This is a genomic window from Streptomyces paludis (assembly GCF_003344965.1).
GTDB classification, from domain to species: Bacteria; Actinomycetota; Actinomycetes; order Streptomycetales; family Streptomycetaceae; genus Streptomyces; species Streptomyces paludis.
Map to the genome: position 1 here is coordinate 873,476 of NZ_CP031194.1, position 26,122 is coordinate 899,597.

Annotated in this window: 23 protein-coding genes; 11 read left to right on the forward strand and 12 right to left on the reverse strand. The window is 72.5% G+C overall.

What is annotated here, in order from left to right:
* Window positions 1-2: 2 nt before the first annotated feature.
* Entirely contained in the window at window positions 3-194 is a 192-nt protein-coding gene (locus DVK44_RS03780; RefSeq protein ID WP_114658318.1) for a DUF1059 domain-containing protein, read from the forward strand.
* A gap of 99 nt (window positions 195-293) precedes the next feature.
* On the opposite strand, the gene DVK44_RS03785 is transcribed toward DVK44_RS03780, so the two are convergent.
* Window positions 294-1,133: a VOC family protein gene (locus DVK44_RS03785; protein ID WP_114658319.1), complete on the reverse strand. Its 840-nt coding sequence runs from the start codon at window positions 1,131-1,133 to the stop codon at window positions 294-296.
* A 135-nt stretch (window positions 1,134-1,268) separates the two neighbouring features.
* On the opposite strand from DVK44_RS03785, the gene recQ reads away from it, so the two are divergent.
* On the forward strand, window positions 1,269-3,362 hold the full coding sequence (recQ, locus tag DVK44_RS03790) for a DNA helicase RecQ (RefSeq protein WP_114658320.1): 2,094 nt from the start codon (window positions 1,269-1,271) through the stop codon (window positions 3,360-3,362).
* 86 nt (window positions 3,363-3,448) lie between these two features.
* On the opposite strand, the gene DVK44_RS03795 is transcribed toward recQ, so the two are convergent.
* Window positions 3,449-4,750 carry a Gfo/Idh/MocA family protein gene (locus tag DVK44_RS03795; RefSeq protein ID WP_114658321.1) on the reverse strand — a complete coding sequence of 434 codons (1,302 nt, stop codon included), beginning with the start codon at window positions 4,748-4,750 and terminating at the stop codon, window positions 3,449-3,451.
* 70 nt (window positions 4,751-4,820) lie between these two features.
* Here DVK44_RS03795 and DVK44_RS03800 point away from each other — a divergent pair, with 70 nt between their 5' ends.
* From DVK44_RS03800 to DVK44_RS03820, 5 genes are all read left to right on the forward strand, one after another.
* Entirely contained in the window at window positions 4,821-6,065 is a 1,245-nt protein-coding gene (locus DVK44_RS03800; protein WP_114658322.1) for an ROK family transcriptional regulator, read from the forward strand.
* Window positions 6,066-6,225: 160 nt separating this feature from the next.
* Window positions 6,226-7,491: an ABC transporter substrate-binding protein gene (locus tag DVK44_RS03805; RefSeq protein ID WP_114658323.1), complete on the forward strand. Its 1,266-nt coding sequence runs from the start codon at window positions 6,226-6,228 to the stop codon at window positions 7,489-7,491.
* 2 nt (window positions 7,492-7,493) lie between these two features.
* The gene (locus DVK44_RS03810) at window positions 7,494-8,435 is read left to right on the forward strand and encodes a carbohydrate ABC transporter permease (RefSeq protein ID WP_228446979.1); all 942 of its coding nucleotides are present in this window, start codon (window positions 7,494-7,496) and stop codon (window positions 8,433-8,435) included.
* Window positions 8,428-9,309: a carbohydrate ABC transporter permease gene (locus DVK44_RS03815; protein WP_114658324.1), complete on the forward strand. Its 882-nt coding sequence runs from the start codon at window positions 8,428-8,430 to the stop codon at window positions 9,307-9,309. The genes DVK44_RS03810 and DVK44_RS03815 overlap by 8 nt, the downstream gene beginning before the upstream one ends.
* Before the next feature lie 75 nt (window positions 9,310-9,384).
* Window positions 9,385-10,830, forward strand: coding sequence for a DUF4832 domain-containing protein (locus tag DVK44_RS03820; RefSeq protein WP_114658325.1), 1,446 nt, complete (start codon window positions 9,385-9,387; stop codon window positions 10,828-10,830).
* A 17-nt stretch (window positions 10,831-10,847) separates the two neighbouring features.
* On the opposite strand, the gene DVK44_RS03825 is transcribed toward DVK44_RS03820, so the two are convergent.
* Both DVK44_RS03825 and DVK44_RS03830 read right to left on the reverse strand, forming a co-directional pair.
* A complete protein-coding gene (locus DVK44_RS03825; RefSeq protein WP_114658326.1) occupies window positions 10,848-11,423 on the reverse strand; it encodes a histidine phosphatase family protein in 576 nt (191 codons plus the stop codon).
* A gap of 58 nt (window positions 11,424-11,481) precedes the next feature.
* Window positions 11,482-12,999 carry an aminotransferase-like domain-containing protein gene (locus DVK44_RS03830; RefSeq protein WP_408055282.1) on the reverse strand — a complete coding sequence of 506 codons (1,518 nt, stop codon included), beginning with the start codon at window positions 12,997-12,999 and terminating at the stop codon, window positions 11,482-11,484.
* On the opposite strand from DVK44_RS03830, the gene DVK44_RS03835 reads away from it, so the two are divergent.
* On the forward strand, window positions 12,926-13,870 hold the full coding sequence (locus tag DVK44_RS03835; protein ID WP_114658328.1) for a DMT family transporter: 945 nt from the start codon (window positions 12,926-12,928) through the stop codon (window positions 13,868-13,870). The genes DVK44_RS03830 and DVK44_RS03835 overlap by 74 nt on opposite strands.
* Before the next feature lie 45 nt (window positions 13,871-13,915).
* Here DVK44_RS03835 and DVK44_RS03840 read toward each other — a convergent pair whose 3' ends face one another.
* Complete coding sequence (locus tag DVK44_RS03840; RefSeq protein WP_408055283.1) at window positions 13,916-15,211, reverse strand: glycoside hydrolase family 10 protein; 1,296 nt, start codon at window positions 15,209-15,211, stop codon at window positions 13,916-13,918.
* Between the two features lie 180 nt (window positions 15,212-15,391).
* Here DVK44_RS03840 and DVK44_RS03845 point away from each other — a divergent pair, with 180 nt between their 5' ends.
* A complete protein-coding gene (locus DVK44_RS03845; RefSeq protein WP_114664875.1) occupies window positions 15,392-16,252 on the forward strand; it encodes a 3-hydroxybutyryl-CoA dehydrogenase in 861 nt (286 codons plus the stop codon).
* 1 nt (window position 16,253) lies between these two features.
* Window positions 16,254-17,105, forward strand: a complete 852-nt coding sequence (locus tag DVK44_RS03850; protein WP_114658329.1) for a class I SAM-dependent methyltransferase — start codon at window positions 16,254-16,256, stop codon at window positions 17,103-17,105.
* Window positions 17,106-17,125: 20 nt separating this feature from the next.
* Here the strand turns inward: DVK44_RS03850 and DVK44_RS03855 are convergent, their stop codons facing one another.
* Entirely contained in the window at window positions 17,126-17,284 is a 159-nt protein-coding gene (locus tag DVK44_RS03855; RefSeq protein ID WP_162793654.1) for a hypothetical protein, read from the reverse strand.
* 75 nt (window positions 17,285-17,359) lie between these two features.
* The gene (locus DVK44_RS03860) at window positions 17,360-17,710 is read right to left on the reverse strand and encodes a hypothetical protein (protein WP_162793656.1); all 351 of its coding nucleotides are present in this window, start codon (window positions 17,708-17,710) and stop codon (window positions 17,360-17,362) included.
* A 216-nt stretch (window positions 17,711-17,926) separates the two neighbouring features.
* Here DVK44_RS03860 and DVK44_RS03865 point away from each other — a divergent pair, with 216 nt between their 5' ends.
* Entirely contained in the window at window positions 17,927-18,196 is a 270-nt protein-coding gene (locus DVK44_RS03865; RefSeq protein ID WP_114664876.1) for a hypothetical protein, read from the forward strand.
* Window positions 18,197-18,293: 97 nt separating this feature from the next.
* Here the strand turns inward: DVK44_RS03865 and DVK44_RS03870 are convergent, their stop codons facing one another.
* From DVK44_RS03870 to pheS, 5 genes are all read right to left on the reverse strand, one after another.
* Complete coding sequence (locus tag DVK44_RS03870) at window positions 18,294-18,824, reverse strand: NUDIX hydrolase (protein WP_114658332.1); 531 nt, start codon at window positions 18,822-18,824, stop codon at window positions 18,294-18,296.
* 237 nt (window positions 18,825-19,061) lie between these two features.
* Entirely contained in the window at window positions 19,062-20,402 is a 1,341-nt protein-coding gene (locus DVK44_RS03875; protein WP_114658333.1) for a transcriptional regulator, read from the reverse strand.
* A gap of 305 nt (window positions 20,403-20,707) precedes the next feature.
* Entirely contained in the window at window positions 20,708-22,123 is a 1,416-nt protein-coding gene (locus tag DVK44_RS03880; protein WP_228446980.1) for a PP2C family protein-serine/threonine phosphatase, read from the reverse strand.
* A gap of 334 nt (window positions 22,124-22,457) precedes the next feature.
* Window positions 22,458-24,986 carry a phenylalanine--tRNA ligase subunit beta gene (pheT, locus tag DVK44_RS03885; protein WP_114658334.1) on the reverse strand — a complete coding sequence of 843 codons (2,529 nt, stop codon included), beginning with the start codon at window positions 24,984-24,986 and terminating at the stop codon, window positions 22,458-22,460.
* On the reverse strand, window positions 24,986-26,113 hold the full coding sequence (gene pheS / locus DVK44_RS03890) for a phenylalanine--tRNA ligase subunit alpha (RefSeq protein ID WP_114658335.1): 1,128 nt from the start codon (window positions 26,111-26,113) through the stop codon (window positions 24,986-24,988). Before pheS ends, pheT begins: the two co-directional genes overlap by 1 nt.
* Window positions 26,114-26,122: the final 9 nt, after the last annotated feature.

Here is a 26,122-nt window from a genome sequence, read left to right on the forward strand (position 1 = left end):
CGATGCGCAAAGTAGCCGACTGCCGGGACTTCCCCAGCGAGACGCAGTGCACCCTCGCCATCACCGGCGAGGAGGACGAGGTCGTCCGCGCCGCGGGTGAACACGCCGCTTCCGTGCACGGGCACGAGAACACCGCGGAGCTGCGGGACCGGATCAGGACCATGCTCAAGGACGAGGCTCCGCAGCACGCCTGACCCGGCACCCGCGGGATGCCGTGGCCATCACCCGCGCGAAACCCCCGGCCGCCCGGCGAGTCCCACCGGGCGGCCGGCGCGTGCCCGGTTCGTACGGGTTCAGCTCTGCGCGGCCCGTGTCGCGTCGCCCACCTCGAAGACGGTGCCGAACGGGTCGGTGAGGGTCACCATCCGGGCGTAGAACGTGTCGTGCGGTGTGCCCGCGGCGCCGCCGGCCGCGACCGCCCGCTCCGCCGCCGCGTCGGCGTCCGCCACGGCGAACAGGGTCCCCCAGGCGGCGGCCGGTGCGGCCGGGTCGCCCAGGATGCCGCCGATCTCGTGGCCGTCCGGGCGGCGCAGGAAGGTGAAGTCGGTGCCGGGGAGGTCGTCGTTGCCGTCCAGCGTGTAGTCGAAGACCGCCGGGTAGAAGGCGCGCGCCGGGGCCGGGTCGGGGGTGACGAGATCGTTCCGTACGAGACTGCCGGGTTCGAAGACGATCTCGTAGCCGAGCCGGGCCCGCCCCTGCCACAGCGCGAACTCGGCGCCGGAGGGGTCCAGCACCCGGGCCGACCGGCCCCGGTCGCCGATGTCCGCCGGCGGCTGGAGCAGGGTGCCGCCCGCGCCGGTGACACGCTTCGCGGTGGCGTCGCAGTCGTCGGTGGCCAGATACACCCGCCACAGCCGGGGTCCCGAAGCGTCGGGTACGGGGTTGAGGCCCGCGACCGGCCGGCCGCGCAGCAGGCACAGGGTGTACGGCTCCGGGCCGGCCGGCGCCGAGCCGCCACCGTTGTCGCCGTCGCCGTCGCCTGCACCGTCGGCGTCACCGGCCGTCGGTGATCCGGCCGCGTACTCCCAGCCGAACAGCGCGCCGTAGAACTCCTTCGCCCGCGCCAGGTCGGGGACGTCCAGGTCGGTCCAGGTGGGGGTGCCGGTCGGCGGATTGCTCGTCACGTAGCTCACGGGGAGGCTCCTCTGTTCGGGCCGTACGGTCGACTTTGGCCGTGTGTTCGACGCTAGAACCCCTACAGGTCAGGGCCTGTCCTAGTTCACGCATCGGCCGCCCCGGGCGCCTCCCCCGCCTCGTAGACTCGACGGATGAGCGCTCCCGATGCCGACACCCGTGCCGTAGACGATCCCGCTGATGCCGCAAACGGTCCCGATGTCCTCGCCGACCTCCCCGCGGACCTCCCCTCCGGGACGGCGGCGGCCGAGCCCGACGAGGCGCTGGCCGTCCTGCGGCGCGTCTTCGGCTACGACTCCTTCCGCGGGAGCCAGGCGGAGATCATCGCGCAGGTGGTCGACGGCGGCGACGCCCTCGTGCTCATGCCGACCGGCGGCGGGAAGTCGCTCTGCTACCAGATCCCCTCGCTGGTCCGCAAAGGCGTCGGGGTCGTCGTCTCCCCGCTCATCGCGCTCATGCAGGACCAGGTCGACGCCCTGCGGGCGCTCGGGGTGCGGGCCGGGTTCCTGAACTCCACGCAGGACTTCGAGGAACGGCGGCTCGTGGAGAGCGAGTTCCTCGCCGGTGAGCTGGATCTGCTCTATCTGGCGCCGGAGCGGCTGCGCGTCGAGTCGACCGTACGGCTGCTGGAGCGCGGCACGATCGCGCTGTTCGCCATCGACGAGGCGCACTGTGTGGCGCAGTGGGGCCACGACTTCCGCCCCGACTATCTCGCCCTGTCCTCGCTGCACGAGCGCTGGCCCGATGTGCCGCGGATCGCGCTGACCGCGACCGCCACCGAGGCCACGCACCAGGAGATCGCGTCCCGGCTGAAGCTTCAGGACGCCCGGCACTTCGTGGCGAGCTTCGACCGGCCCAACATCCAGTACCGCATCGCGCCCAAGGACGACCCCAAGCGCCAACTGCTCCAGCTGCTGCGCGCCGAGCACCCCGGCGACGCGGGCATCGTCTACTGCCTCTCGCGGGCCTCGGTGGAGAAGACCGCCGAATTCCTCGTGAAGAACGGGGTCGACGCGCTGCCGTACCACGCGGGGCTCGACGCGCGCGTACGGGCGGCGAACCAGTCGCGCTTCCTGCGGGAGGACGGCATGGTGATGGTCGCGACGATCGCGTTCGGCATGGGCATCGACAAGCCGGACGTGCGCTTCGTCGCCCATCTCGATCTGCCGAAGTCCGTCGAGGGGTACTACCAGGAGACGGGCCGCGCCGGGCGCGACGGGCTGCCGTCCACCGCCTGGCTCGCGTACGGGCTCCAGGACGTCGTCCAGCAGCGCAAGATGATCGACACCTCCGAGGGCGACGAGGCGCACCGGCGGCGGCTGGGCCAGCATGTCGACGCGATGCTGGCGCTCTGCGAGACGGTCGAGTGCCGGCGGGTCCAGCTCCTCGCGTACTTCGGGCAGCCGAGCACCGCGTGCGGCAACTGCGACACGTGTCTGACGCCCGCCGAGTCGTGGGACGGCACCGTCCCGGCGCAGAAGCTGCTGTCGACGGTGGTACGGCTGAAGCGTGAACGGAACCAGAAGTTCGGCGCCGGGCAGATCACGGACATCCTGCTGGGCAAGAAGACCGCGAAGGTCATCCAGTTCGACCATGACGCGCTCAGTGTGTTCGGCATCGGTACGGAGCTGCGCGAGGCCGAATGGCGCGGTGTGGCAAGGCAGTTGCTGGCCCAGGGGCTGATCGCGGTCGAGGGCGACTACGGCACGCTGGTCCTGACGGAGGGCAGCCGCGAGGTCCTGGGCGGGCGGCGGCCGGTCGTGCTGCGGCGAGAGCCGGAGAAGGCCGCGCGGGCGGCGAAGGCGCCGCGCGAGAAGACGTCGAAGGGGCGCGCGGCGCCCGTCGATCTGCCGGCCGAGGCGCTGCCGGTCTTCGAGTCGCTGCGCGCCTGGCGCGGGGCGACGGCGAAGGAGCAGGGCGTGCCCGCGTACGTCATCTTCCATGACGCGACGCTGCGGGCGATCGCGCTGCTGGGGCCGTCGACGCTGGCGGAACTGGGCACGGTGACGGGGGTCGGCGAGAACAAGCTGGCGAAGTACGGGGAGCAGATCCTGGAGACGCTGGGGGGCCAGGACATGGGCGAGGACCCGCGCCCGGCCCAGGTCCCGGCCCAGGCCCAGGCCCCGGGCCCGGAGCAGGCCGCGGGCGGTCGGCGTGCCGCGGCCCCGGACCCGGACTCGGCCTGGGGCGACGACTGGGACATGGAGCCGGACCCGGACATGGAGTGACCGGCTTGGATACGGGGTGGTCCGACCCGGGCACGGAATGATCCGACCCGGGTACGGAGTGATCCGCAGGCCCGCGAACCCGCCGGTCAGGCCGTCGCCACTGCCTCCGGCGGGGCCGGCCGCGGGGACGACGGCGCGGTCAGCCGTACGACCGTCCCGCTGACCCGCGCCTCCTCCGCCGCCCACACCACCCGGTGCGTCGCCAGGCTCTCCGCCGCGTCCGAGCGCAGCACGGAGGCGTCACCGGTGGCGACGGCGGTGAGGAACGCCTCCGTCAGCGCCTCGTCGCCACCGCCGTGGCCGTCCCCGGCGGACGGACCGGCCCCCGGGTCGGCGGCGACGGTCCGCTCCTCGCCGGTGCGGAAGTCGACGACGCGCAGGGTGCTGCCGTCGCCGTCGATGAAGCCGTGGGTGCCCATCAGCCGGGTGCGGCGGTGCTCCATGGGGGTGAAGGCGCTCATGGTGAAGGAGCAGCTGGCGCCGGAGGGGAACTCCATGGTGACCACCTGGTGGTCGACCACGTCGTTGTCGCCCGCGTAGACGCACCGGCCGTACGGTCCGGTGCGCAGCGCGTCGAGCACGGCCGGTTCCGTGTGCTCCTCGGTGACCGCCGACAGCGGCCAGAACTCCTTGTCGGGATCGCCGAGGCAGCCGAGGTAGAGCCGCTTCGCCGAGTACGGGCAGCTGGGCTCCAGCGGGCAGTCCAGACAGCGGTCGGCGGCCCCGGCCGGGCGGTCCTCGGCGCGGAAGTGGGTGAGCCCGCCGAACGAGGCGACCCGGTCGGGGAGTTCACCGAAGAGATGGATCAACCAGTCGATGTCGTGGCAGGACTTGGTGAGCAGCATGGGCGCCGAGGTGTCCTCGCGGCGCCAGTTGCCGCGTACGAACGAGTGGGCGTGGTGCCACCAGCCGACCGGTTCCAGATGCTGGACGCTGACGAGACGGCCGATGGCGCCGCTCTCCAGGAGCTTTCGCAGGGTCCGGGTGTACGGGGTGTAGCGCAGCACATGGCAGACGGCCAGCAGGATCCCGTTGCGCTCGGCGGCCTCCGTGATGGCGGTCGCGTCGCGCTCGCTGGTGGCCATCGGCTTCTCCAGCAGGATGTGGTAGCCGAGGTCGGCCAGCCGTACGGCGGGGCCGATGTGCAGTTGGTCCTGGGTGGCGACGATCGCCGCGGTGGCCGGCCGCCGGTCCGCCGCCGCCAGCTCGGTCCAGTCCGCGTAGACATGCTCGGGCGGTACGCCGAACTCGCGGGCGGCGGCGGCGCGCCGGTACGGATCGGGTTCGGCCACCGCGGTCACGCGCCCCAGACCGGACGCCACCGCGTGCCGCGCGTACGACTGCCCGCGCAGGCCGGAACCGACGAGAGCTAGAGTCACCGGGGACATGGGATCCCTTCAGAGTTCCACAGGAGTCCCTCATTATTAGCCGTAGTGCGGTCGACCTCAAGGGTGTGCCATGACCGAAATCCCCGGGGGCGGAGATCTGTCCCAGCTCCGCAGGCTCAACGCGCTGGCCGCGATCGGCGCGCTGCGCGGCGAACCGGCGCTCACACTGACCGAGATCGCCGGGCGTACGGGGCTCTCCCGCGCGTCCACCGAGGACGTGGTGCGCGAACTGCTGGAGCGGGGCTGGGTGGAGGAGGTCGCGCCCGCGACGGGCACCGTGGGCCGGCCCGCCCGCCGCTACCGCTTCCGCGCGGACGCGGGCCGGGTGCTCGGTGTCGACATCGGCGGTCACAAGGTGCTGGCGCTGGTGGGCGATCTGGACGGCGAGGTCCAGCACAGCGCCCGGGTGGCGGTCACCCCGTCGATGGGGCGCACCGCGCGGCTGGCCGCCGTGGACCGGGCCGTACGGGAGGCGCTGGCCGGCTCCGGCACCCCCGCCGCCGGGGTGTGGGTGACCGGGGTGGCCACGACGGGGCTGGTCGACGGGGTGGGCCGGGTGATGCTCTCGGAGGCGCTGCCCGAGTGGACCGGGCTCGATGTGGCGGCCCATGTCGGAGGGCTGGTGGCGGGCCCTGTCCTGGTCGAGAACGACAGCAAGCTGGCGGCGCTGGCCGAGTCGTGGCGGGGGGTCGCGCGGCACGCGAAGGACGTGGTGTTCCTGCTGGCCGGGCTGCGTACGGGCACCGGTCTGATCATCGACGGCAAGCTCCACCGGGGGTTCGGGAACGCCGCCGGGGAGATCGGCGCGCTGCCCGCGGCGGGCTGGACGCGCGCCCCCGGCCATCTGCGGTCCTGGCCCGGCGGCGGCACCGAGGAAGGCACCCGCGGCACCGGCAGCGGCACCGGCAGCGGCACCAGGGGGCCGGACGCGGGCGGGGATCCCGACACCGCGATGGAGGAGGTCTTCCGGGCGGCCCGCGCCGGGGACCGCAAGGCCCTGACGGCGGTCCGGCGTTACGTACGCGACCTGGCGGTCGGCACCTCGGCCCTGGTGCTCACGCTCGACCCCGAAGTGGTCGTGGTCGGGGGCGGGTTCTCCCGCTCCGCCGATCTCATCGTGGAGCCGCTCCGCCGCGAGCTGGACCGCTGGTGCATCCGTACGCCCGAGGTCCGGGTCTCGGCCTTCGCCGACGAGGGCGTGGCGCTGGGCGCGCTCCGGCTGGCGCTGGACCATGTCGAGCGGGGACTGCACAACCCGGGCGAAATCGCCGCCCCGGAAAGCTTTCTGACGGGCGGTCAGTTCAAGGCCCGCTGACCGGCCGGACCGTCACCGAGCCACCGCCGAGCCACCGCCGGACCGTCACCGGGCCGCCGCCGGTGGCTCGTTCCGTAACCCAATCGAGTCTTGACTTACTTTCCCTGGTCTCCATGATTAGTACAACTTTTCGCCTCGCGGTACATGAGGAGGTCCGAGCATGGGGAAGTCGGCACGGTTCTGTACGGCTCTGCTGGGGGTGGTCCTGTCGCTCTCCGTCTCGGCCTGCGGGGGCGGCGGAGGCTCCGGCAGCGACGACGGGGAGATCACCCTCTCCTACGCGGTCTGGGACAAGAACCAGAAGGCCGTGATGGAGAAGCTGGGCCGCGAGTTCAGCGCGAGCCACCCGGGGGTGACGGTCAAGGTCCAGCTCACGCCCTGGGCCGACTACTGGTCCAAGCTCAAGACGGTGGCCACCGGCGGTTCCGCGCCGGACGTCTTCTGGATGAACGGCCCCAACTTCCAGCTCTACGCCTCCAACGGAGTGATCCGGCCGCTGGACAAGGAGATCGCGGCGGACAAGGTCAATCTCTCCGTCTATCCCCAGGCCCTGGTCGATCTGTACACCTACGAGAACAAGGTGTACGGGCTGCCGAAGGACATGGACACCATCGGTGTCTGGTACAACAAGAAGCTCTTCGACGCCGCCGGGGTCAAACCGCCCGCCGACGACTGGACCTGGGCCGACTTCCGGACCGCGGCCGGCAAGCTGACCGACCCGGCGAAAGGTATCTACGGAGCGGCGGCCCAGCTGACCAGCTTCCAGGAGTACCAGTACAACACCATTGCCCAGGCGGGCGGTTACGTCATCTCCCCCGACGGCAGGAAGTCCGGGTACGACGACCCGAGGACCGTCGAGGGCCTGCGCTTCTGGACCGATCTGATCGAGAAGAATCAGTCGCCCGATCTGAAGACCATGACCGACACGGCTCCCCTCCAGCTCTTCGAGGCGGGCAAGATCGCCATGTACTGGGGCGGCTCCTGGAACGCGGGCGAGTTCTCCGCGAACGAGTACACCAAGGACAAGGTCGAGGTGGCGCCGCTGCCCAAGGGGGAGAAACGCGCCACGATCATCCACGGTGTGGCCAACGTCGTATCGGCGAAGACCGCCCACCCCAAGGAGGCGTGGCAGTTCGTCGAGTTCCTCGGCTCCAAGAAGGCCGCTCTCGCCCTCGGCAAAAGCGGCCCGCTCCCCGCGCATGACGGTACGCAGCAGGCGTGGCTGGACACGTATCCGCAGTTCCGTCTCCAGACCTTCCTGGACTCGCTCGACTACGCGGTGCCCTTCCCGGTGTCGAAGAACACCGCCGCCTGGAACGAGGCGGAGCTGACCCATCTCACCAAGGCGTGGACGGGCGAACAGCCCGTCGGCGAGGCGTCCGCGGCGCTCGCCTCGGCGATGAACGACCTGCTCGCCAAGGAGTAGCCGTGACGCTCACCAGCCGGCCCGGCGGGCGGCCACGCCGCCGTCCGCGCCGGGACCGGGTCACCGAAGCCCTGTGGGGGTACGCGTTCATCGCGCCCGCCGGGCTCGGCCTCGCGGTCTTCTACCTCTGGCCCGTCGTCAGGACCGGCTACTTCTCGTTCACCGAGTGGGGCGCGTTCGGCGGCCACACCTGGTCCGGGCTCGACAACTACCACCGGCTCCTGAGCGATCCGGAGGTCGGCCGGTCGCTGGTCAACACCCTCGCGTACACCGCGCTGGGGCTGATCGCGATCCCGCTCGCCGTCGTCTTCGCCGCGCTCCTCAACCGGGACGGGCTGCGCGGGGCCGGAATCTACCGGACGCTGTTCTTCCTGCCGGTGGTCACCATGCCGGTGGCCGTCGCGATGATCTGGCGGTGGCTGTACAACGGCGACTACGGGCTGATCAACCATGTGCTCGCCCAGGTCGGCATCGACGGCCCCAACTGGATCGCCGACCCGGACACGGCGCTGTTCGCCCTGGTCGTGGTGGGGATCTGGAGCAGCCTCGGCTACAACCTCGTCATCTTCCTGGCGGGAATGCAGGCGATCCCCAAGGAGTACTACGACGCCGCCGCCATCGACGGCGCGGGCCCGGTCCGGCAGTTCTTCCGGATCACACTCCCGCTGCTGTCCCCGACCGCGTTCTTCGTCTCGATCATCTCGGTGATCGGGTCGCTGCAACTCTTCGACCTCGTGTACGTACTGGCCGGCTCGGGCCAGACCGCCCGGGCCAACCCCGCCTTCCCCCGGATGGAGACGGTCGTCCAGCTCTTCCACGACCGGGCGTTCGCGACCAATGACCGGGGCTACGGGGCCGCGATCGTGATGATGCTGCTCGTTCTCATCATCGCGCTGACGGCCCTTCAGTTCAGGCTCCAGAAAAGGTGGGTGCACTATGGCTGAGGCCCGCTCCAGCGCCGTCCCGCCACAGCCCGACCGGTCCGGGCCACGCCCCGGGCGCCGCCGGTCGCGGTCGCACCTCGGTGTGCACGCCGTGCTGATCCCCGCCTCCCTGGTGATGGTCGCGCCGTTCGTCTGGCAGCTCATCACCTCGCTGAAGACCCTCTCCAGCGCGACCCGGGTACCGCCGTCCCTGCTGCCCGAGGGCCGCTGGGAGAACTACCGCCAGGTGTTCCAACTGCTGCCGTTCGGCGACCAGTTCCTCAACACCACCCTGATGGCGGCGGGCCGTACGGCCGGGCAGGTGCTGCTCTGCCCGCTGGCCGCCTACGCCTTCGCCCGGCTGCGCTTCCCGGGCCGCGAGGTGCTGTTCGGGCTGTTCCTGTCCGTACTGATGGTGCCGCCGCAGCTGTTCATCATCCCGCAGTACCAGATCATGGCGTCGCTCGGCTGGCTCAACACCCTTCAGGCACTGATCGTGCCGGGCATGTTCAGCGCGTTCGGAGTCTTCCTGCTGCGGCAGTTCTTCCTCGGTCTGCCACCCGAACTGGAGGAGGCGGCGCGCCTCGACGGTGCCGGGCCGCTGCGGATCTACTGGTTCATCATGCTGCCCCTGGCCCGGCCCGGGGTGATCGCGCTGTCCGTTCTCGCACTGCTCTGGTCCTGGAACGATCTTTTCTGGCCACTGGTGGTCAACACCGATCCGGAGCAGATGACACTGTCGGCGGGGCTGTCCGCCCTCCAGGGGCAGTTCCAGACCGACTACCCGGTGCTGATGGCGGGCTCCCTGCTCGCGTCCCTGCCCGTGATCGCCGCCTTCGCGCTCCTCCAGCGTCAGTTCATCCAGGGGATCGCGCACACCGGCGTCAAGGGCTGACCGACGCCACCGACGTCCCCCCACGTACGTGACGTCCTCGACGTTCCGTCACACCGTCAGAAAGGAACCCCCGCGATGAAGAGAACCCCCCGTCGCTCCGGCCTCCTCAAGGGTCTAGCCCTGATGGGGCTGCTGGGCACACTGCTCGTCGGCGCCCCGCCCGTCTCGGCGCAGGACACACAGGCCGCGCAGGCCGCACAGGACGCCCAAGCCAGCGCGGGCGCGAGCGCGGACGCCGTCGCCGCGTCGGTCACGTACCCGCAGACCACCGACAGCTTCGCCAACCCCGAGCGCGGCTTCTACCGCCACACCAGCAGCTGCGACCAGAGCGACTTCAGCGCGGCCACCCTCCAGGGCTACCGCGTCAACGACGGCGCCACCCTCGTGATGTGCATCTTCTACCTCTCCGAGTTCAGGACCAGCGCCATCAGCCAGACCGCGCTCAACCGCCTCCAGCGCCAGTTCGACGCCGTACGGACCGCCGGGCTCAAGACCATCGTCCGGTTCGCCTACACGGACTCCGCTGACGGCGCCGACGCCACCAAGGACCGGGTCGTCGCCCATCTCGACCAGCTCGCGCCGTATCTGAGCGCCAACAGCGATGTCATCCACGTCGTCCAGGCGGGCTTCGTCGGCGCTTGGGGCGAGGGCTACTACACCCAGAACTTCGGCAACGCGGGCAGCGTCACCACCGCCGACTGGGCCAACCGCAAGGCCGTCGTCGACAAGACCCTCAGCGTCCTGCCCTCGACCCGCATGGTGCAGCTGCGGACTCCCAAGTACAAGCGGACGATGTACGGCACGACCGCGCTGCCCGCCGCCCAGGCGTACAGCGGCACCTCGCTCGCCCGCCTCGGCCACCACAACGACTGCTTCCTCGCCGGCGCCGACGACTACGGCACGTACGAGAACCCCGCCGTCGAGTACCCGTATCTGGCCGCCGAGACCGCCTCGCTCGCCATGGGCGGCGAGACCTGCGCCGTCAACACCCCCCGTACCAGCTGCCCGACCACGCTCTCCGAGCTGAAGATGTTCCACTGGTCGTATCTGAACGCCGACTACGAGACGAACGTCATCAACGGCTGGCGCACCGGCGGCTGTCTGCCCGAGATCACCCGGAACCTCGGCTACCGCTTCGCCCTCCAGAGCGGGACCTTCCCCACCACGGCGAGCCCGGGCGGCCCGCTCGCGGTGAACCTCACGGTCAGGAACGACGGGTACGCGGCGCCGTTCAACCCGCGCGGTCTGGAACTGGTGCTGCGCAACACCGCCACCTCGCAGGTGTACAAGCTGCCGCTGACCGGTGACCCGCGCACCTGGGCCGCCGGCGCCACGACCACGATCGACCGGAGCGTGACCCTGCCGGCGAATCTGCCCGCGGGCAGCTACAGCCTGCTGCTGAACCTCCCGGACCCGCAGCTGCCGTCGCGGCCCGAGTACTCCATCAGGCTGGCCAACCAGGGCACTTGGGAGGCGGCCACGGGCTACAACAGCCTCCTCCAGACGGTCACCGTGAGCTGAACCGCCCATCCGGCCCCTCAGGCCGCCGCGTCCAGCCGCAGGCTCCAGCGGCCCGGCGTACCCGTCAGGGTGACGGTCGAGAGGGGCCGGACATCCACGTACCAGTACATACGGGGTGGCGCCTTCATCGCGTAGAGCAGGGCCGCCCGGACGACCGCGGGCTCGGCGACGGCCGCGATGGCGACGATGCCGTCGGCGGGCCGGGTGTCGAGCCAGCCCCCTATCCGGGTGATGAAGGCCAGCAGGGGTTCACCGCCGTACGGCGCGGCGCGCGGGTCCGCGATCCAGGCGTCCACGGCGGCCGGCTCGCGGGCCGCCACCTCCGCCAGGGTGTGCCCGCGCCAGCGGCCCATGTCGCAGTCGCGCAGGGCCGGCTGGATCAGCGGCGCGAAGCCGAGGGCCTCCCCCGTGGCCCGGCTGCGCGGGGTCGGCGAGCAGTAGCGGAGATCGGCGGCACAGAGCGGGAGCAGGGCGTGCGCGACGAGCCGCGTCGCGTACCAGCCGTCCCGGTCCAGCGGACGGTCGTCCTCGAAGCGCTCGTCGTACGGGTCCGACCCGCGCGCGGCGGCGACCAGGGTGAGCCGAACAGTCATGGCCGTGAGCGTGGGGCCGAAACCACCCCCGGTCAAGGGCCCGCCCCCGGGCCCGGATTCAACCGAGGGAACCGAGCGCCTCGTCGCACGCCGTACGCAGCCGCCGTACGCCCTCGGTGATCTCCCCGGCGCCCGCCACCGCCGCGAAGCTCAGCCGCAGATGGGCGGCGGGCGGCTCGGCGCTGAAGTACGGCCGGCCCGGCGCCACGGCGACGCCCGCGCGCAGGGCGGCGGAGACGACGGCCTGTTCGTCGGCGCCGTCCGGCAGCCGCAGCCACAGGTGGTAGCCGCCCGCCGGGACGTACGGCAGGGCCAGCTCGGGCAGCGCGGTCCGCAGCGCCGCGGTCATGGCCGTCCGCCGGGACCTCAACTCGGCTGACAGGGAACGCAGATGACGGTTCCAGGCGGCCGAGCCGACCAGCTCCAGCGCGGCTTCCTGGAACGGGCGCGGTACGAAGAAGGTGTCGACGACATGGATGGCGCGCAGCCGCTCCAGCACCGGCCCGCGCGCGGCGAGCGCGGCGACCCGCAGGCTCGGGGAGGTCGCCTTGGTGAGCGAGCAGACGTGCACGACGACGCCGTCCGGGTCGTCGGCGGCCAGCGGCCGGGGCGGCGGGCCCGCGTCCTCGTGCACCAGGCGCCGTACGAAGTCGTCCTCCACGACGAACGCCCCGGCCGCCCGGGCGATCCGCAGCACCTCGGGCCGGCGGGCCGCCGAGAGCACCGCGCCGGTGGGGTTCTGGAACAGCGGCTGGCAGACGAACACCTTGGCGCCGGAGGCGCGGAACGCGGCGGCGAGCAGCTCGGGCCGTACCCCGTCCGCGTCCACCGGTACGGGTACGGGCCGCAGCCCGGCGGCGCGGGCGATGGCCAGCATCCCGGGGTAGGTGGGCGATTCGACGAGGACGGGCGCGCCGGGCGGGGCGAGCGCGCGCAGCGCGGTGGTCAGCGCGCTCTGGCCGCCCGCCGTGACGAGCACCTCGGCGGCCGTGCAGGTGTCGGCGATCCCCCGGGCGAACCAGTCGCGCAGCTCGGGCAGACCGTCGACGGGCGGCCGGCCCCAGGCGCCGGGGCGCCGGCCCGCGCGGGCGAGGGCGGCGGCCATCGCCTGTTCGGGCTGGAGGGCGGGGTGCAGATAGCCGCCGTTGAACTCGATGACGCCCGGCGGCGGCGCGGCGAGTGTGACGAGCACGCCGGAGGCGTCGACGGCGCGCGGGACGGGTTCGGCGGCGGTGTCGGCGCTGAGGGTGACCTCCTGCCAGGAGGTGTCGCCGGGCGCGGGCTGGCCGGTCCGGGCGGTCGCGCGGAAGGCGCCGGCGCCGGGCCGGGTGGTGACAAGCCCTTCGGCGGTGAGGCGGGCGAGGGCGCGGGAGACGGTCACCGGGGAGACCCGGTACCGCTCGACCAGGGTCCGGCTGGACGGCAGCTTTCCACCGGGTGAGTAGCGGTTCAGGTCGGCCCGCAGGGCATTCGCCAGCTCTGTCACACTGCTACGCTCATGCATGACAGCACAGAATAGCGCTACTGCCGCTGATGCGATAGCGGTCAGGCGGTCGGAAAGCACCGCCGAGAACACAGCCGACGGTGGGGGCTTCTCCCTCGGCACCCTGCTCGCCGCGCTCGGTGTCGTCGCCTTCTCCCTCACCTTCCCGTCCACCGTGTGGGGCCTGGAGAGCTTCGGCCCCTGGTCCCTCGTCGCGCTCCGCGGCACGCTCGCCGCGCTGATCGCGGGCGGCTTCCTGCTGGCCCTGCGCGTGCCGCTCCCCCACCGCCGTCATCTGGGCGGGCTGGCCGTGGTCGCCGGGGGCGTCGTGGTGGGGTTCCCGCTGCTGACCACACTGGCGCTGGAGACGTCCACCACCTCGCACGCGGCGGTGGTGGTCGGGCTGCTGCCGCTCACCACGGCCGCGTTGGCCGCCGTCCGTACCGGCCGCCGTCCCTCGCGTACGTTCTGGATCGCGGCGGGCGCCGGCGCGGCCGTGGTGCTCGCCTTCGCCGTCCAGCAGAGCGGCGGCGCCCTGTCCGCCGGCGATCTGTACCTCTTCGGCGCGCTGCTGGTCTGCGCGGCCGGCTATACGGAGGGCGGCAGGCTGGCCCGGGAGATGCCGGGCTGGCACGTGGTCGGCTGGGCGCTGATCGGCTGTCTGCCGCTCTCGCTGGCGGGCGCGGCGGTGGCGCTCTCCTTCGAGCCGGTGCGGCTGACGGCGCACGGGGTGATCGGGCTGGTGTGGGTGGCCGCGGGCTCGACGTTCTTCGGGCTCTACGTCTGGTACCGGGGCATGGCGGCGATCGGGATCCCGCGGGCCAGCCAGCTCCAGCTGGCCCAGCCGGTGCTGACGCTGGTCTGGTCGGTGCTCCTGCTGGGCGAACACCTCACACCGGCGGCGCCGCTGGCGGCCGTGGCGGTGCTGGTCTGTATCGCGGTGACCCAGCGGTCGGCGGCATGAGAGGACCCGGGCGGCCCGGGGAGGGACAGCCCGGCCCTTCCGGGGTCAGACCCCCGGCCGCGCCCGCTTCCCGTAGTGGTCCGCCACCACCCGGGTCATGGCGCCGATCGGATCGGCGCCGACCTCCTTCGCAGAGAAGAAGCAGTGGCCGCGTACCCCCGCGTACTCCCGGGCGAGGGTGAGATGCCGGGACAGCTCGGCCGGGTCCTGCCAGGCGGCGGGCTGGGCCTGGTCGCCCGCCTTGTAGAGAGCCTCACCGATGTAGAGGTCGACGCCCGTGCCCCGTACGGTCGCGTCCCACCAGCGCAGCAGCTTCGCGTAGTCGCAGGCGGTGTAGCCGATGTGCCAGTAGAGCTGCGGGACGATGTAGTCGATCCACCCGTTCCTGACCCAGGCGCGGGTGTCGGCGTACAGATCGTCGTACGTCTGGACGCCGCCCCGGGTGTCCGAGCCGAGCGGGTCGGTGGTGGCGTTGCGCCAGACGCCGAACGGGCTGATGCCGAAGCGTACGTCCGGCTTGATCTCCTTGATCCGCGCGCCCGTCTCCCGTACCAGCAGATCGATGTTGCCCCGCCGCCAGGCGGCCTTGGAGGCGGAGCCCGCGCCGTGGCGGCGGTACGCGTCGGCGTCGTCGAAGGTCTCACCGGCGACCGGGTACGGATAGAAGTAGTCGTCCCAGTGGACGGCGTCGACCTCGTAGCGCTCGACGGCGTCGAGCATCGCGTCCTGGACGAACCTCCTGACCTCGGGCAGACCCGGGTTGTAGTAGAGCTTCCCGCCGTACGGGACGATCCACTCCGGGTGGAGCCGCGCCGGGTGGGTCGCGATCAGCCGGGTGGGGTCGGTGTGGTTGGCGACGCGGTACGGGTTGAACCAGGCGTGCAGTTCGAGCCCGCGCGCGTGCGCCTCCCGTACGGCCGTGCCCAGCGGGTCCCAGCCGGGGTCCTGGCCCTGGGTGCCGGAGAGGTACTGCGCCCACGGCTCGTACGGCGAGGGCCACAGGGCGTCGGCGGTCGGCCGGACCTGGAGGACGACGGCGTTGAGACCGCGCTTGACGGCGGTGTCCAGATGCCGGATCAGCTCACTGCGCTGGGCGGCGGCCGTCAGCCCGGGCTTGGAGGGCCAGTCGCGGTTGGTGACGGTGGCGATCCACATGCCGCGCAGCGCGGGCCGGGGGACGCCCGGCGCGCCGGGGGCTGCTTCCGCCCCCGCTCCCGCCGCGAAGGCCGAGTCCCCGGCGGTGAGCAGCGCGGCGACCATCGCGGCCCCGGCCCCGACGAACTCCCTTCTGCCCAGGGGGCCCGCGCCCCGATGTGTGCCCCGGCTCGTACCGTGTTCCATGCTTGTCCTGTTCCTGTGTCCGTGCCCGGTAGGTCGGTCGTTCCTCACAGCGTGATGCCCGCCCCGGCGCACCGGCCACACCCGCCGTCGGAGTAACGTCCTGTTCCCTGGCGGGCGCCGGAATCACACGGGGGACCCGCCGGGACACGGACCAGTGAAAGGCACGATGTGACCGACACCCTGACCGATATCGTCCGCGTCGGAGTGGTGGGCTGCGGCCAGATGGGCGCAGGCATCGCGGAGGTCGCCGCCCGCAGCGGCCTGGAGGTCAAGGTCGCCGAGACCACCGGCGAGGCGCTGGAGATCGGCCGGACCCGGCTGACGAACTCCCTCGCCAAGGCCGCCGAACGCGGCAAGATCACCGAGGCGGAGCGGGACGCGGCGCTCGGCAGGCTCAGCTTCACCACGGACCTCGGGGAGTTCGCCGACCGCGATCTCGTCATCGAGGCGGTGGTCGAGAACGAGCAGATCAAGACCGAGATCTTCCAGGTGCTCGACCAGGTGGTGACCCGTCCCGACGCGATTCTCGCCTCCAACACCTCCTCGATCCCCCTGGTCAAGCTCGCCGTCGCGACCTCCCGCCCCGACCAGGTCATCGGCATCCACTTCTTCAACCCGGCCCCCGTACAGCAGCTCGTCGAACTGATCCCCGCCCTGACCACCTCGGACAAGACGGTCGAACGCGCCCAGGCCGTCGTCGAGGGCATGCTCGGCAAACACGCCATCCGCGCCCAGGACCGCTCGGGCTTCGTGGTGAACGCGCTGCTCATCCCGTATCTGCTGGCCGCGATCCGGATGTACGAGTCGGGCATCGCGAGCCGGGAGGACATCGACAACGGCATGGAACTGGGCTGCGCCCACCCGATGGGCCCGCTGAAACTCGCGGACCTGATCGGCCTGGACACGGTCGCGTCGGTCGCCGACTCCATGTACGCCGAATACAAGGAACCGCTCTACGCCGCGTCCCCCCTCCTCCAACGCATGGTCGACGCGGGCCGCCTGGGCCGCAAAACGGGCGCGGGTTTCTACCCGTACCACTGAGATGGCTGCCTCCGGCTGGGTGTGGGACGAGACGTTGTTCTCCGGGGCGGCCGTTCACTACGCGCGGGGGCGGCTCCCCTACGCGCCTGGGCTGGTGGAGGTGCTCGCCGGGGTGTTGGGGCTGGACGGGCGGGGGCGGCTTCTTGATGTGGGTTGTGGGCCGGGGACTCTCGCGCTGGGGCTGGCGCACTTGTTCCGTGAGGTGGTCGGGGTGGACCCGGACCGCGGGATGATCGCCGAGGCCCGGCGCGGGGCCGCGGTGGCGGGGGTGGGCGGGAAGACGCGGTGGGTGCGGTGCCGGGCCGAGGAACTGCCCGCGGGGCTCGGCACGTTCACCGTGGCGACGTTCGGCCAGTCCTTCCACTGGATGGACCGCGATGCGGTGGCCACGACGGTGAAGGGCATGCTGCGGCCCGGCGGGGCGTGGGTGCACGTCGCGGATGTGAAGACGGACTCCCCGTCCACCGAGGGCCTTCCGCACCCGGCCGTGCCCTACGCCGCGATGGCCGAGCTGGTCAGGCGGTATCTGGGGCCGGTCCGGCGGGCCGGGCGGGGCGTGCTGCCGGACGGGACGCCCGGAGGTGAGGCCGCGGTGCTCGCCCGGGCGGGCTTCCGCGGTCCGGAGCGCCATGTCGTCCCCGGCGGGCAGGCCCTGGAACGTCACTCCGACGACGTCGTCGCCTGGGTGTTCTCGATGTCGTCCTCGGCGCCGCACCTGTTCGGGACCGACCGGGCGGCCTTCGAGGCGGACCTCCGCCAACTGCTGCGGACGGCTTCCCCGTCAGGCCGGTTCTCCGAGCGGCAGCCCGGCACCGAAGTCGTCATCTGGCGGCCGGGCCCCGCCGGACGGTGAGTGCTACGAGCCCTCGGCCGTCAGCGGCGGCACTTCCAGCAGGCCCAGGCGAAACAGGCGAGCAGCGCGGTGACCGCCAGGTCTCCGACGCCGATCGGCGCGCCGGACTCCTTCGAGGCGACGCTGCCGACGGCGAGCGCCGCGAAGAGTACGGCGAGCACGGTCCAGATGCGTGTCATGTCGGCCCCCACCTCCCGATGGGCGGCCACCGTCGCGGGCCGCCCGACTCCGTACGGTCTCAGCTCCGTACGGTCTCAGCTCCGTCCGCGCCGCCTGAGCCCGGAGCCGCTCCCGGGACGCAGGGGGAATGTGTACAGGCCCTGGGCGACCAGCCGGCGCTGCCGCAGGCGTTCCGCATACGCGGTGCCCCCGAAGACCGCGCCGAGGGCGGCGGAGGACCCCACAAAGAAAAGCGCGTCAGCGATGCCGTCGCCCGGCCGTACGGTCACGAGCGAGACGAGAATGAGCGGCACGGCGACGGCGAACCCCACCGCCACCGGGTGGCGCGCGACAAGGCGCTGGAACCGGGTCGGCGGCTCCAGGCCGCCCAAGAGCCGGTCCACCGCCACCAGGGCGTCCTTCGACTTGCGTCCCATCGATGCCATGAGGCGAGAGTACCGGCCCCGGGCACCGGAAAACTCTCGGGGCTACCCTGCGTCACACCTCTTCGCACGAGGTGTGCGCGGGGTGCGCGCATATGCCATGCGCACACCTTGATGCCCTTCGCCCAGGGGGAGTTGACTCGCTCCCAAGAGGACGCACCCACCTCGAACAGGAGCGGAAACGTGACCCCCGACCCCGACCACACCCTGATCGCCGGCCTGTCCCGCCAGGCCGACCCGGCTCAGAAGACCCACCCTCACACCCACACCTACGCCGACTTACGCCACGGCCTCGATGTCGGCCTGGCGAGGACCGACGGCAGAATGGCGCTGCTCGCCCAGCGCAGCGACCAGACCGACAAGGACGTGACCGATCTGGCCGCGCGCGTCGCGGCGCTGGAGCACGCCAGGTGGCCGCTGCCCGCCGTGGCGTCGCTCTGCGCGCTCGGCGCGCTGGCCACCACGGTCTGGCAGGCCGTCGGCCGCTGAGCGCGTCCCGCCCGGGCGGTACGTCACGGACCCGTACGAGCCGTGCGAGCCGTACCCGCCGCACCCGCGTGGACGCCGCACCGCCCGCCGTGGACGCCTACCCCAGCCGCAGATGGTGGAGCATCAGCAGCCCGGCCGTCATATTGGCGGCCGGGATCTCGCCCCGGGCGATCATGTCCGGGATCAGCTTCAGCGGTACCCACTCCCGGCGCGAGGACTCGAAGTCGTCCTCGGGATGGCCGATGTAGGTCGCCTCATCGGCCCAGTAGAGATGGTGCCGGGCATCGCTCAGTCCGTTGGACGGCTCGACCGTCAGCAGATGCCGCAGCGGGCCGGGGCGCCACCCGGTCTCCTCCTCCATCTCCCGCGCCGCCGCGGTCTCGATGTCCTCGCCGTCCTCGACGACGCCGGCGGCCAGCTCCCAGCCCCAGCTGTCGGTGATGAAGCGGTGCCGCCAGAGCATCAGCACCTCGTTCGCGGAGTTGACCGCGGTCGCCACGGCGACCGGGCGGAGCCGGATGAGGAAGTGGTCCAGATGCCGGCCGTCGGGGAGTTCGACATCGGCCAGATTGACGCTGAACCAGCGGTTCTCATAGACGGTTTGCTCACTTAGTTTCGTCCACTGCACGTTTCTGCCACCTTCCGACAAGTTGATGGCAATATCGCAGCAGCGAAAAGCGACAGGCAGGAACGCACGAGGGGCTCACAGAGGGACGGATTCACAGGACGGCGCGCGGCAGGCGCGGAGGCGGGCGCGCGAACCGGCGCGCGAGCAGCACGAAGGCACGGGGCCCGGCCGGGACCGGACAGCAGGCGGCCGGCACCAAAGAGCCGGCACCAAAGAGCGGCCACCAGACAGCGAGGGCTACAGCGGAACCCGCAGCGCCCCCTCGATCAGCTCCGCCGTCTCCTCCGCCACCGTGGACCCGCTCGCCACCAGCTGCTCCCGTACCGCCCGCAGCCGGTCCCGCAGCCGCTGCGACTCCATGCCCCTGGCCCGCTCCGCCATCTCCGCCGCCGTCCGCGCCGCCCGGTCCGGCTCGCCCTGCCGCAGCTCGATATGGCTGAGCATGGCGAGCCGGTGGACCCGCCCCCGGTCGTGCGCCGGGCTGTCCACCGCCGCCGTGGCGTGCGCCCGGGCCGCGGGCAGATCACCGAGGCTCAGCAGCGCCTCGGCCACCTGCACGTTCACCAGCCCCGGCTGTACGTAACCGGTCTCGTCCGGCTCACGGCCCGGCCGGATCCGCTCCGCCTCCGACTCCGCGCGCCGGATGCAGCCGAGCGCCGCGCCCGCGTCTCCGAGATGCGCGTACGACTTGGCCTGCATCGCGTAGAGATCGGCGGCGAGCGCGGGGGTGATCCGGCTGCCCGCCGTACGCAGCGCGGCCTCCGCGAAGGCGACCGCCTGCCGGTGCTCCCCCATGTACAGCGACTGGTTGACCAGCAGCGCGATGGCGTACGCGCCGAGCCCCCGGTCGCCACTGGCCTTGGCCAGCCGCAGCGCCTGGTGGAAGTAGCGCTGCGCGAGGCCGTGCGCGTCCGAGTCGTACGCGCAGATGCCGGCCACCGCGACCAGCCCCCCGGTGGCCCGGTGCAGCTGACGGCCCATCGCGTCGGTGTACCCGCCGCGCAGCAGCGGGGCGGCCTCGGCGTTGAGGAAGCGGACGATCCGGGTCCGGGTCGCCACACCGCCCGCCCGGCGGTACATCAGCTCGTAGTGCGCCCGGGCGGAGCGCAGCAGTTCGATGTCGGCGGGGCCGACCCGGTTGCCGCCGGTACGGGAGACATCCGCGTCGTCCGGCGGGTTCTCCCACTCCCAGACGGGCATGACGGCGGGCGTGCCGGTGACCGCGGGGGCGCCCACTATGTGCGGCCGCTGCTGCTCGTCGCTGCGCCACAGCGCGGTGGCCCGCTCCACGAACCCGGCGAGCGGGGTGCCGTGCGGTACGGGCGCCTCGCCGGGCACGCCGAGCCCGATGTCGTCGAGGGTGAGCGGCCGCCGCAGCCGGTCGCCGAGCACCGCGCAGATCAGGTCGGGCACCTGGCCGCGTGGCCGCTGGCCCTTCAGCCAGCGCGATACGGCGGTGTGTTCGTACCGCAGGGCGAGGCCCCTGGTACGGCCCGCCTGGTTGACGCGGGCGGCGAGGCCGGCGTGGGAGATGCCCGCCTCGTCCAGCAGGGAATCGAGCAGTGAATTGGGCTGCATGTGCCCCTCCGATGGCTCGGCCGCACCAGCGTAGTGGAACGGGAAACGCACGGGGTGTGAACGTAGTGCCCGGGCCCGGGGCGCGTGCGCCCTGCCGCGGGCCGTACCGGGACGGTTGACTGACATCGCCTCACCGAAGAGGAAGAGGCGGGCCGGGCCGTGGCTCCCCCCTCGTACCGTGCGGCGGCCCGCACCCCGCACCGTCCGCCCCGCCGCGACCTGCCCGACGCCCCGACGGCGGGGCGGACGACGCCCCCACCGACGGGCCCGTCCGAAGACCACCCGTCGCCCTCACCCGTCACCCCTCACTCGTCCAGCGGAAGGAGAAGACCGGCCTGACGGGTCGGTCCATGCGCCGGTCCCCGAGCCGACTCATGGTCCGGCCCGTGAGTCGAGCCCAGCTCCGGCCCGTGCGTCGGTGCGAGATCAGGTCCATGAGCCGGTCCCGGGTCCGGCCCGTGAGCCGGTGCGAGATCCGGCCCGTGCGTCGGGCCGCGCGCCGGTTCGCCGGACTGTGCCGGGACCCGCTCGTGCTCCTCCACCGGGACGCGGTCGTTGCGCAGGACCAGCAGCGCCGTGTCGTCCCTGATCTGGCCGGCGGTGTGGCGCAGCAGCGCCAGGTGGATCCGGCGCACCAGGGCCGCGGGCGGCAGCGGCTGGTGTCCGCCCGACGGCAGGATGCGCGCCAGCTCCTCCGGGAGGCGGAAGAAGCGGCCCTCGGGGTCGCGCGCGTCCTCCGCGCCGTCGGTGTGCAGGAGGATCGCCTCGCCGGGCAGCAGCCGCCCGCAGCGCTGTGCCGGAAGATCGGCGGGGAGCGGCGCGGCGCCCAGCGGCGGCAGCGGTTCACCGGCGGCCAGCCGGGTGACGCACCGGCCGAGCAGATACGGCCACGGGTGGCCGCAGTTGAGGACCTGCACCTCGGCGTCCGGGCCGATCTCCAGCAGCAGTACGGTCACGAACTCCTCGGCCGACAGGCACTCCTGCTCCAGCCCGTCGATACCGCCACCCGCACCACCGCCGGCCCCCGTACCGCCCCCGCCCCCGGAGTCCCGCGCCTGGTCCCGGACATGGCGCTGGTGCGCCCGGTCCAGCCGGCGGAGCACCCCGTCGAGCCCGCTCTCGTCGTGCGCGGCCTCCCGGAAGCTGCCGAGGACCGCGGCCACCGTGCTGATGACCGGTAACCCGTGGCCGCGCACATCCCCGATGACGACACGGACGCCGTAGGGGGTGGCCAGGGCCTCGTACAGATCGCCGCCGACGTCGGCGCCCCGGGACACGGAGAGCTGCCGGGCGGCCAGCGCCAGCCCGTCGAGCTGGGAGGGCAGCGGCCGGATCAGCGTCTCCTGGGCCGCGCGCGCCACCGCCCGGACCTCGCCCAGCTCCCGCGCCGCCCGGCGCCGTACCCGCACCACGAGGTAGGCCATCAGCAGCAGGAAGGCCACACAGGTCACGATGCGCGGGAGCAGGTTCTCCCGGGGTGTGGTCGGGCGGGTCAGCTCCCAGGTGATGATCAGCGCGAGGAGTCCGCCGGGCACCGCGCACTCCATGAACCCCCAGGAGGCGGACGCCTCTTCGAGCGCTTCCAGCTCGGCCTGCGCTTCCCGTGACTCCCGCTCGTCCCGCGCGTTCCGCGCATCCCGTTCGTCCCGCTTGTCCTGTGCGTCCTCGGACGTGGTGTCGTCCGAGGAGGACGCCCCGTCCGCCGCTCTGGTGCGATTCATCCGCCGGCCCCCGCTCCCTGATCCGGCCTGATCCGAGCGGAAGACCCCCTGAGCCTCTGGGCGCACTCGACCGTCGTGGCCGGATCGATTGTGTCGATCACTGGGGTCCGAATGCGAACCACGCCCGGCTTCCTCACTCGAACGAGTGAGGGGCGCGTCCAGAATCCGGACGCGCCCCTCAAAAACCGCTCAAAAAAGCTCAAAAACCATCGGGAACATCGGACGAGCAAGTCCGCGCGTCCGGCCGGCCGGGCCCGGCACACGAGACTCCCGGCACACGAGGCCCTCGGCACGCGGGGGCCCGGCAACCCGGGCCCCCGCGTCAGACCTTGTGTCAGGCCCCCCGCAGGACCGCCCCGGTCCGCTCCCCGGCCAGCGCCACCGCCGCGTCCCGCGCGGCCGTGGCCTCGTCGACCGTCAGGGTGCGGTCCGCGGCGCGGAAGCGCAGGGCGTACGCGAGGGACTTGTGGCCCTCGCCGATCTGCTCGCCGGCGAAGACGTCGAACAGCCGCAGGGACTCCAGGAGTTCACCCGCGCCCTCGTACAGCGCCCGCTCCACCTCGGCGGCCGGCACGTCCACGGGGACGACCAGCGCGACGTCCTGTGTGGCGACCGGGTAGGTGGAGATCCGCGGCGCCTGGAGGGCGCCGGTGCCGGCCCGCTCCAGCAGATCGAGATCGATCTCCATGGCGCAGGTGCGCTCCGGCACGCCGAGCGCCTTGACGACGCGCGGGTGCAGCTCCCCGGCGTGGCCGACGAGCGTCTCCTCGCCGTCGATCACGGCGGACAGCGCGGCGCAGCGGCCCGGGTGCCACGGCTCGTGGCGGTCGGCCCGTACGGTCAGCTCGACACCGGCCTCGCGGGCGACGGTGCGGGCCGCCTCGACGGCGTCCGCCCAGCGCGCGGGACCGCCCTTGCCCCACCAGCCGGCCTGCTCGCGCGCCCCGGCCAGCACGACCGCCGCGTGGCGCGGCTGGCGCGGCAGGGCCGTGTCGAGCGCGGCGATCTCCTCGGTGGTCGGCCGCCGGTCGACGGGCAGCCGTACGGGGACGGTCTCCTCGCCGGTGGGCCGGAAGACCAGGCCGGTCTCGAAGAGCGCCAGATCGTGCGAGCCGCGGCCGTCGTTGCGGCGCAGCGCGGTGAGCAGGCCCGGCAGCAGCGTGGTGCGCAGCGCCGGTTCCTCGTCGGAGAGCGGGTTGACGAGGGTGACCGTGCGGCGCCGCGCGTCGTCGGCGGCCAGCCCGAAGGCGTCGAGCACGGCCTCGCCGGTGAACGGGTAGTTCAGCGCCTCGACATAGCCCGCGCCGGCCAGCGCGCGGCCGACCCTGCGGTGCAGCCGCTGGCGCTCGGTGAGCCCGCGGCCGGAGGGCGGGGTGGGCAGCGTGGAGGGCAGGTTCTCGTACCCCTCCAGCCGGATGACCTCCTCGGCGAGGTCGTTGGGCGCGCCGAGGTCGGGGCGCCAGGACGGCACGGTGACGACCAGGTCGTCCTGCCCGTACACGTCGCAGCCGATCTCCTGGAGCCGGCGTACGACGGTCTCGCGGCCGTACGTGACCCCGGCGACCCGGTCGGGGTGGTCGGCGGGCATGGCGATGGTGTGCGGCGCGGACGGCGCGATGACCTCGGTGACGCCGGCCTCGGCGGAGCCGCCCGCGAGCAGCACCAGCAGGTCGACGGTCCGCTGTGCGGCGGCGGCGGTGGCCCCGGGGTCGGTGCCGCGCTCGAAGCGCTTGGACGCCTCGGAGGCCAGCTTGTGGCGGCGCGCGGTACGGGCGATGGAGATCGCGTCGAAGTGCGCGGCCTCGATGACAACCTCGGTCGTGCCGCTGACCTCGCCGGTCTCGGGGTCGGTCGTGGTGTCGGCGATCTCGGTGTGCGCGCCGCCCATCACCCCGGCCAGGCCGATCGGCCCGCGGTTGTCGGTGATGACCAGGTCCCCGGCGTCCAGGACGCGCTTGGTGCCGTCGAGCGTGGTGATCTTCTCGCCGGGCTCGGCGCGGCGGACACCGATCGGCCCGTCGAGCCGGGTGCGGTCGTACGCGTGCAGGGGCTGGCCCAGCTCCAGCATCACGTAGTTGGTGATGTCGACGGCGAGCGAGATCGGCCGCATACCGGCCTTCTGGAGCCGGCGCCGGAGCCAGATCGGGCTGCGGGCCTCGGGGTCGAGACCGGTGACCGTACGGGCGGTGAAGCGGTCGCAGCCGCGCGGGTCGGCGATCTTCACCGGGTGGCCGTACGAGTTCGGCGCGGGGACGTCGAGCAGCGCCGGGTCGCGCAGCGGCAGCCCGTACGCGATGGCCGTCTCGCGGGCGACGCCGCGCAGCGACAGGCAGTAGCCGCGGTCGGGGGTGACGGCGATGTCGAGGACCTCGTCGACCAGCTCCAGCAGGGCGATGGCGTCGGCGCCGATCTCGCACTCGGGCGGCAGCACGATGATGCCGCCGGTGCCGTCGTCGCCCATGCCCAGCTCGTCGCCGGAGCAGATCATGCCGTGGGACGTCCTGCCGTACGTCTTGCGCGCGGCGATCGCGAAGTCGCCGGGCAGCACGGCGCCGGGCAGTACGACGACGACCTTGTCGCCGACGGCGAAGTTGCGCGCGCCGCAGACGATCTCCTGCGGCTCGCCGGTGCCGTTGGCCGTGCCGACGTCGACGGTGCAGAAGCGGATGGGCTTCTTGAAGCCCTCCAGCTCCTCGATGGTGAGGACCTTGCCCACGACGAGCGGGCCCTTGAGGCCGGCGCCGAGCTGCTCGACCGTCTCGACCTCAAGGCCGGCGGAGACGAGCTTGGCCTGCACGTCACGGCCGGTCTCGGTCGCCGGCAGGTCGACGTACTCCCGCAGCCAGGAAAGCGGGACCCGCATCAGATCTCCATCCCGAACGGCCGGGTGAACCGGACGTCACCCTCGACCATGTCTCGCATGTCTTCGACGTTGTGGCGGAACATCAGCATCCGTTCGATGCCGAACCCGAAGGCGAATCCGCTGTACTTCTTGGGGTCGACCCCGCAGGCGGTGAGCACCTTGGGGTTGACCATGCCGCAGCCGCCCAGCTCGATCCAGCCCTCGCTGCCGCAGGTGCGGCAGGGGCGGTCGGGGTTGCCGACGGACTCGCCGCGGCAGACGTAGCAGACCATGTCCATCTCGGCGGACGGCTCGGTGAACGGGAAGAAGTTCGGCCGCAGCCGGGTCTTCATGTCCGGGCCGAAGAGCGCCTGCACCATGTGGTCCAGGGTGCCCTTGAGGTCGGCCATGGTGAGGCCCTCGTCGACCGCGATCAGCTCGATCTGGTGGAAGACCGGGGTGTGCGTCGCGTCCAGCTCGTCCGTGCGGTAGACCCGCCCGGGGCAGACGACGTACACGGGCAGCTCGCGCGAGAGCAGCGAGCGGGCCTGCACGGGCGAGGTGTGCGTACGGAGCACCACGCCGGACTCGTCGCCCGTGGTGCCCTCGGGCCCCTGGACGAAGAAGGTGTCCTGCATCTGCCGGGCCGGGTGGTCCGGGACGAAGTTGAGCGCGTCGAAGTTGAACCACTCGGCCTCGGCCTCGGGGCCCTCGGCGACCTCGTAGCCCATGGCCACGAAGACATCCGTGACCCGCTCCATGATGGTGGTCAGCGGGTGGCGGGCGCCGGCCGGGGTCCGGTCGTACGGCAGCGTGACATCCACCGCCTCCTCGACCAGGACCCGGGCGTCGCGCTCGGCCTCCAGCTCGGTCTGCCGGCCGGCGAGCGCCTTGTTGACGGCGCCGCGCGCCTGGCCGACACGCTTGCCGGCCTCGGCCTTGGCCTGCGGCGGCAGCGCGCCGATCTCCCGGTTGGCGAGGGCGAGCGGCGACGTGCCTCCGGTGTGCGCGGTCTTCGCGTGGGCGAGCGCGTCGAGGTCGCCGGCGGCGGCGAAGGCGGCGAGCGCCTCGTCCCGCATGCGCTCGATCTCTTCCGGTTTCAGTGCCTCGACCTCGACCGGGTCGTACGACTTGTTCGGTGCGGACATCTCTTCCCG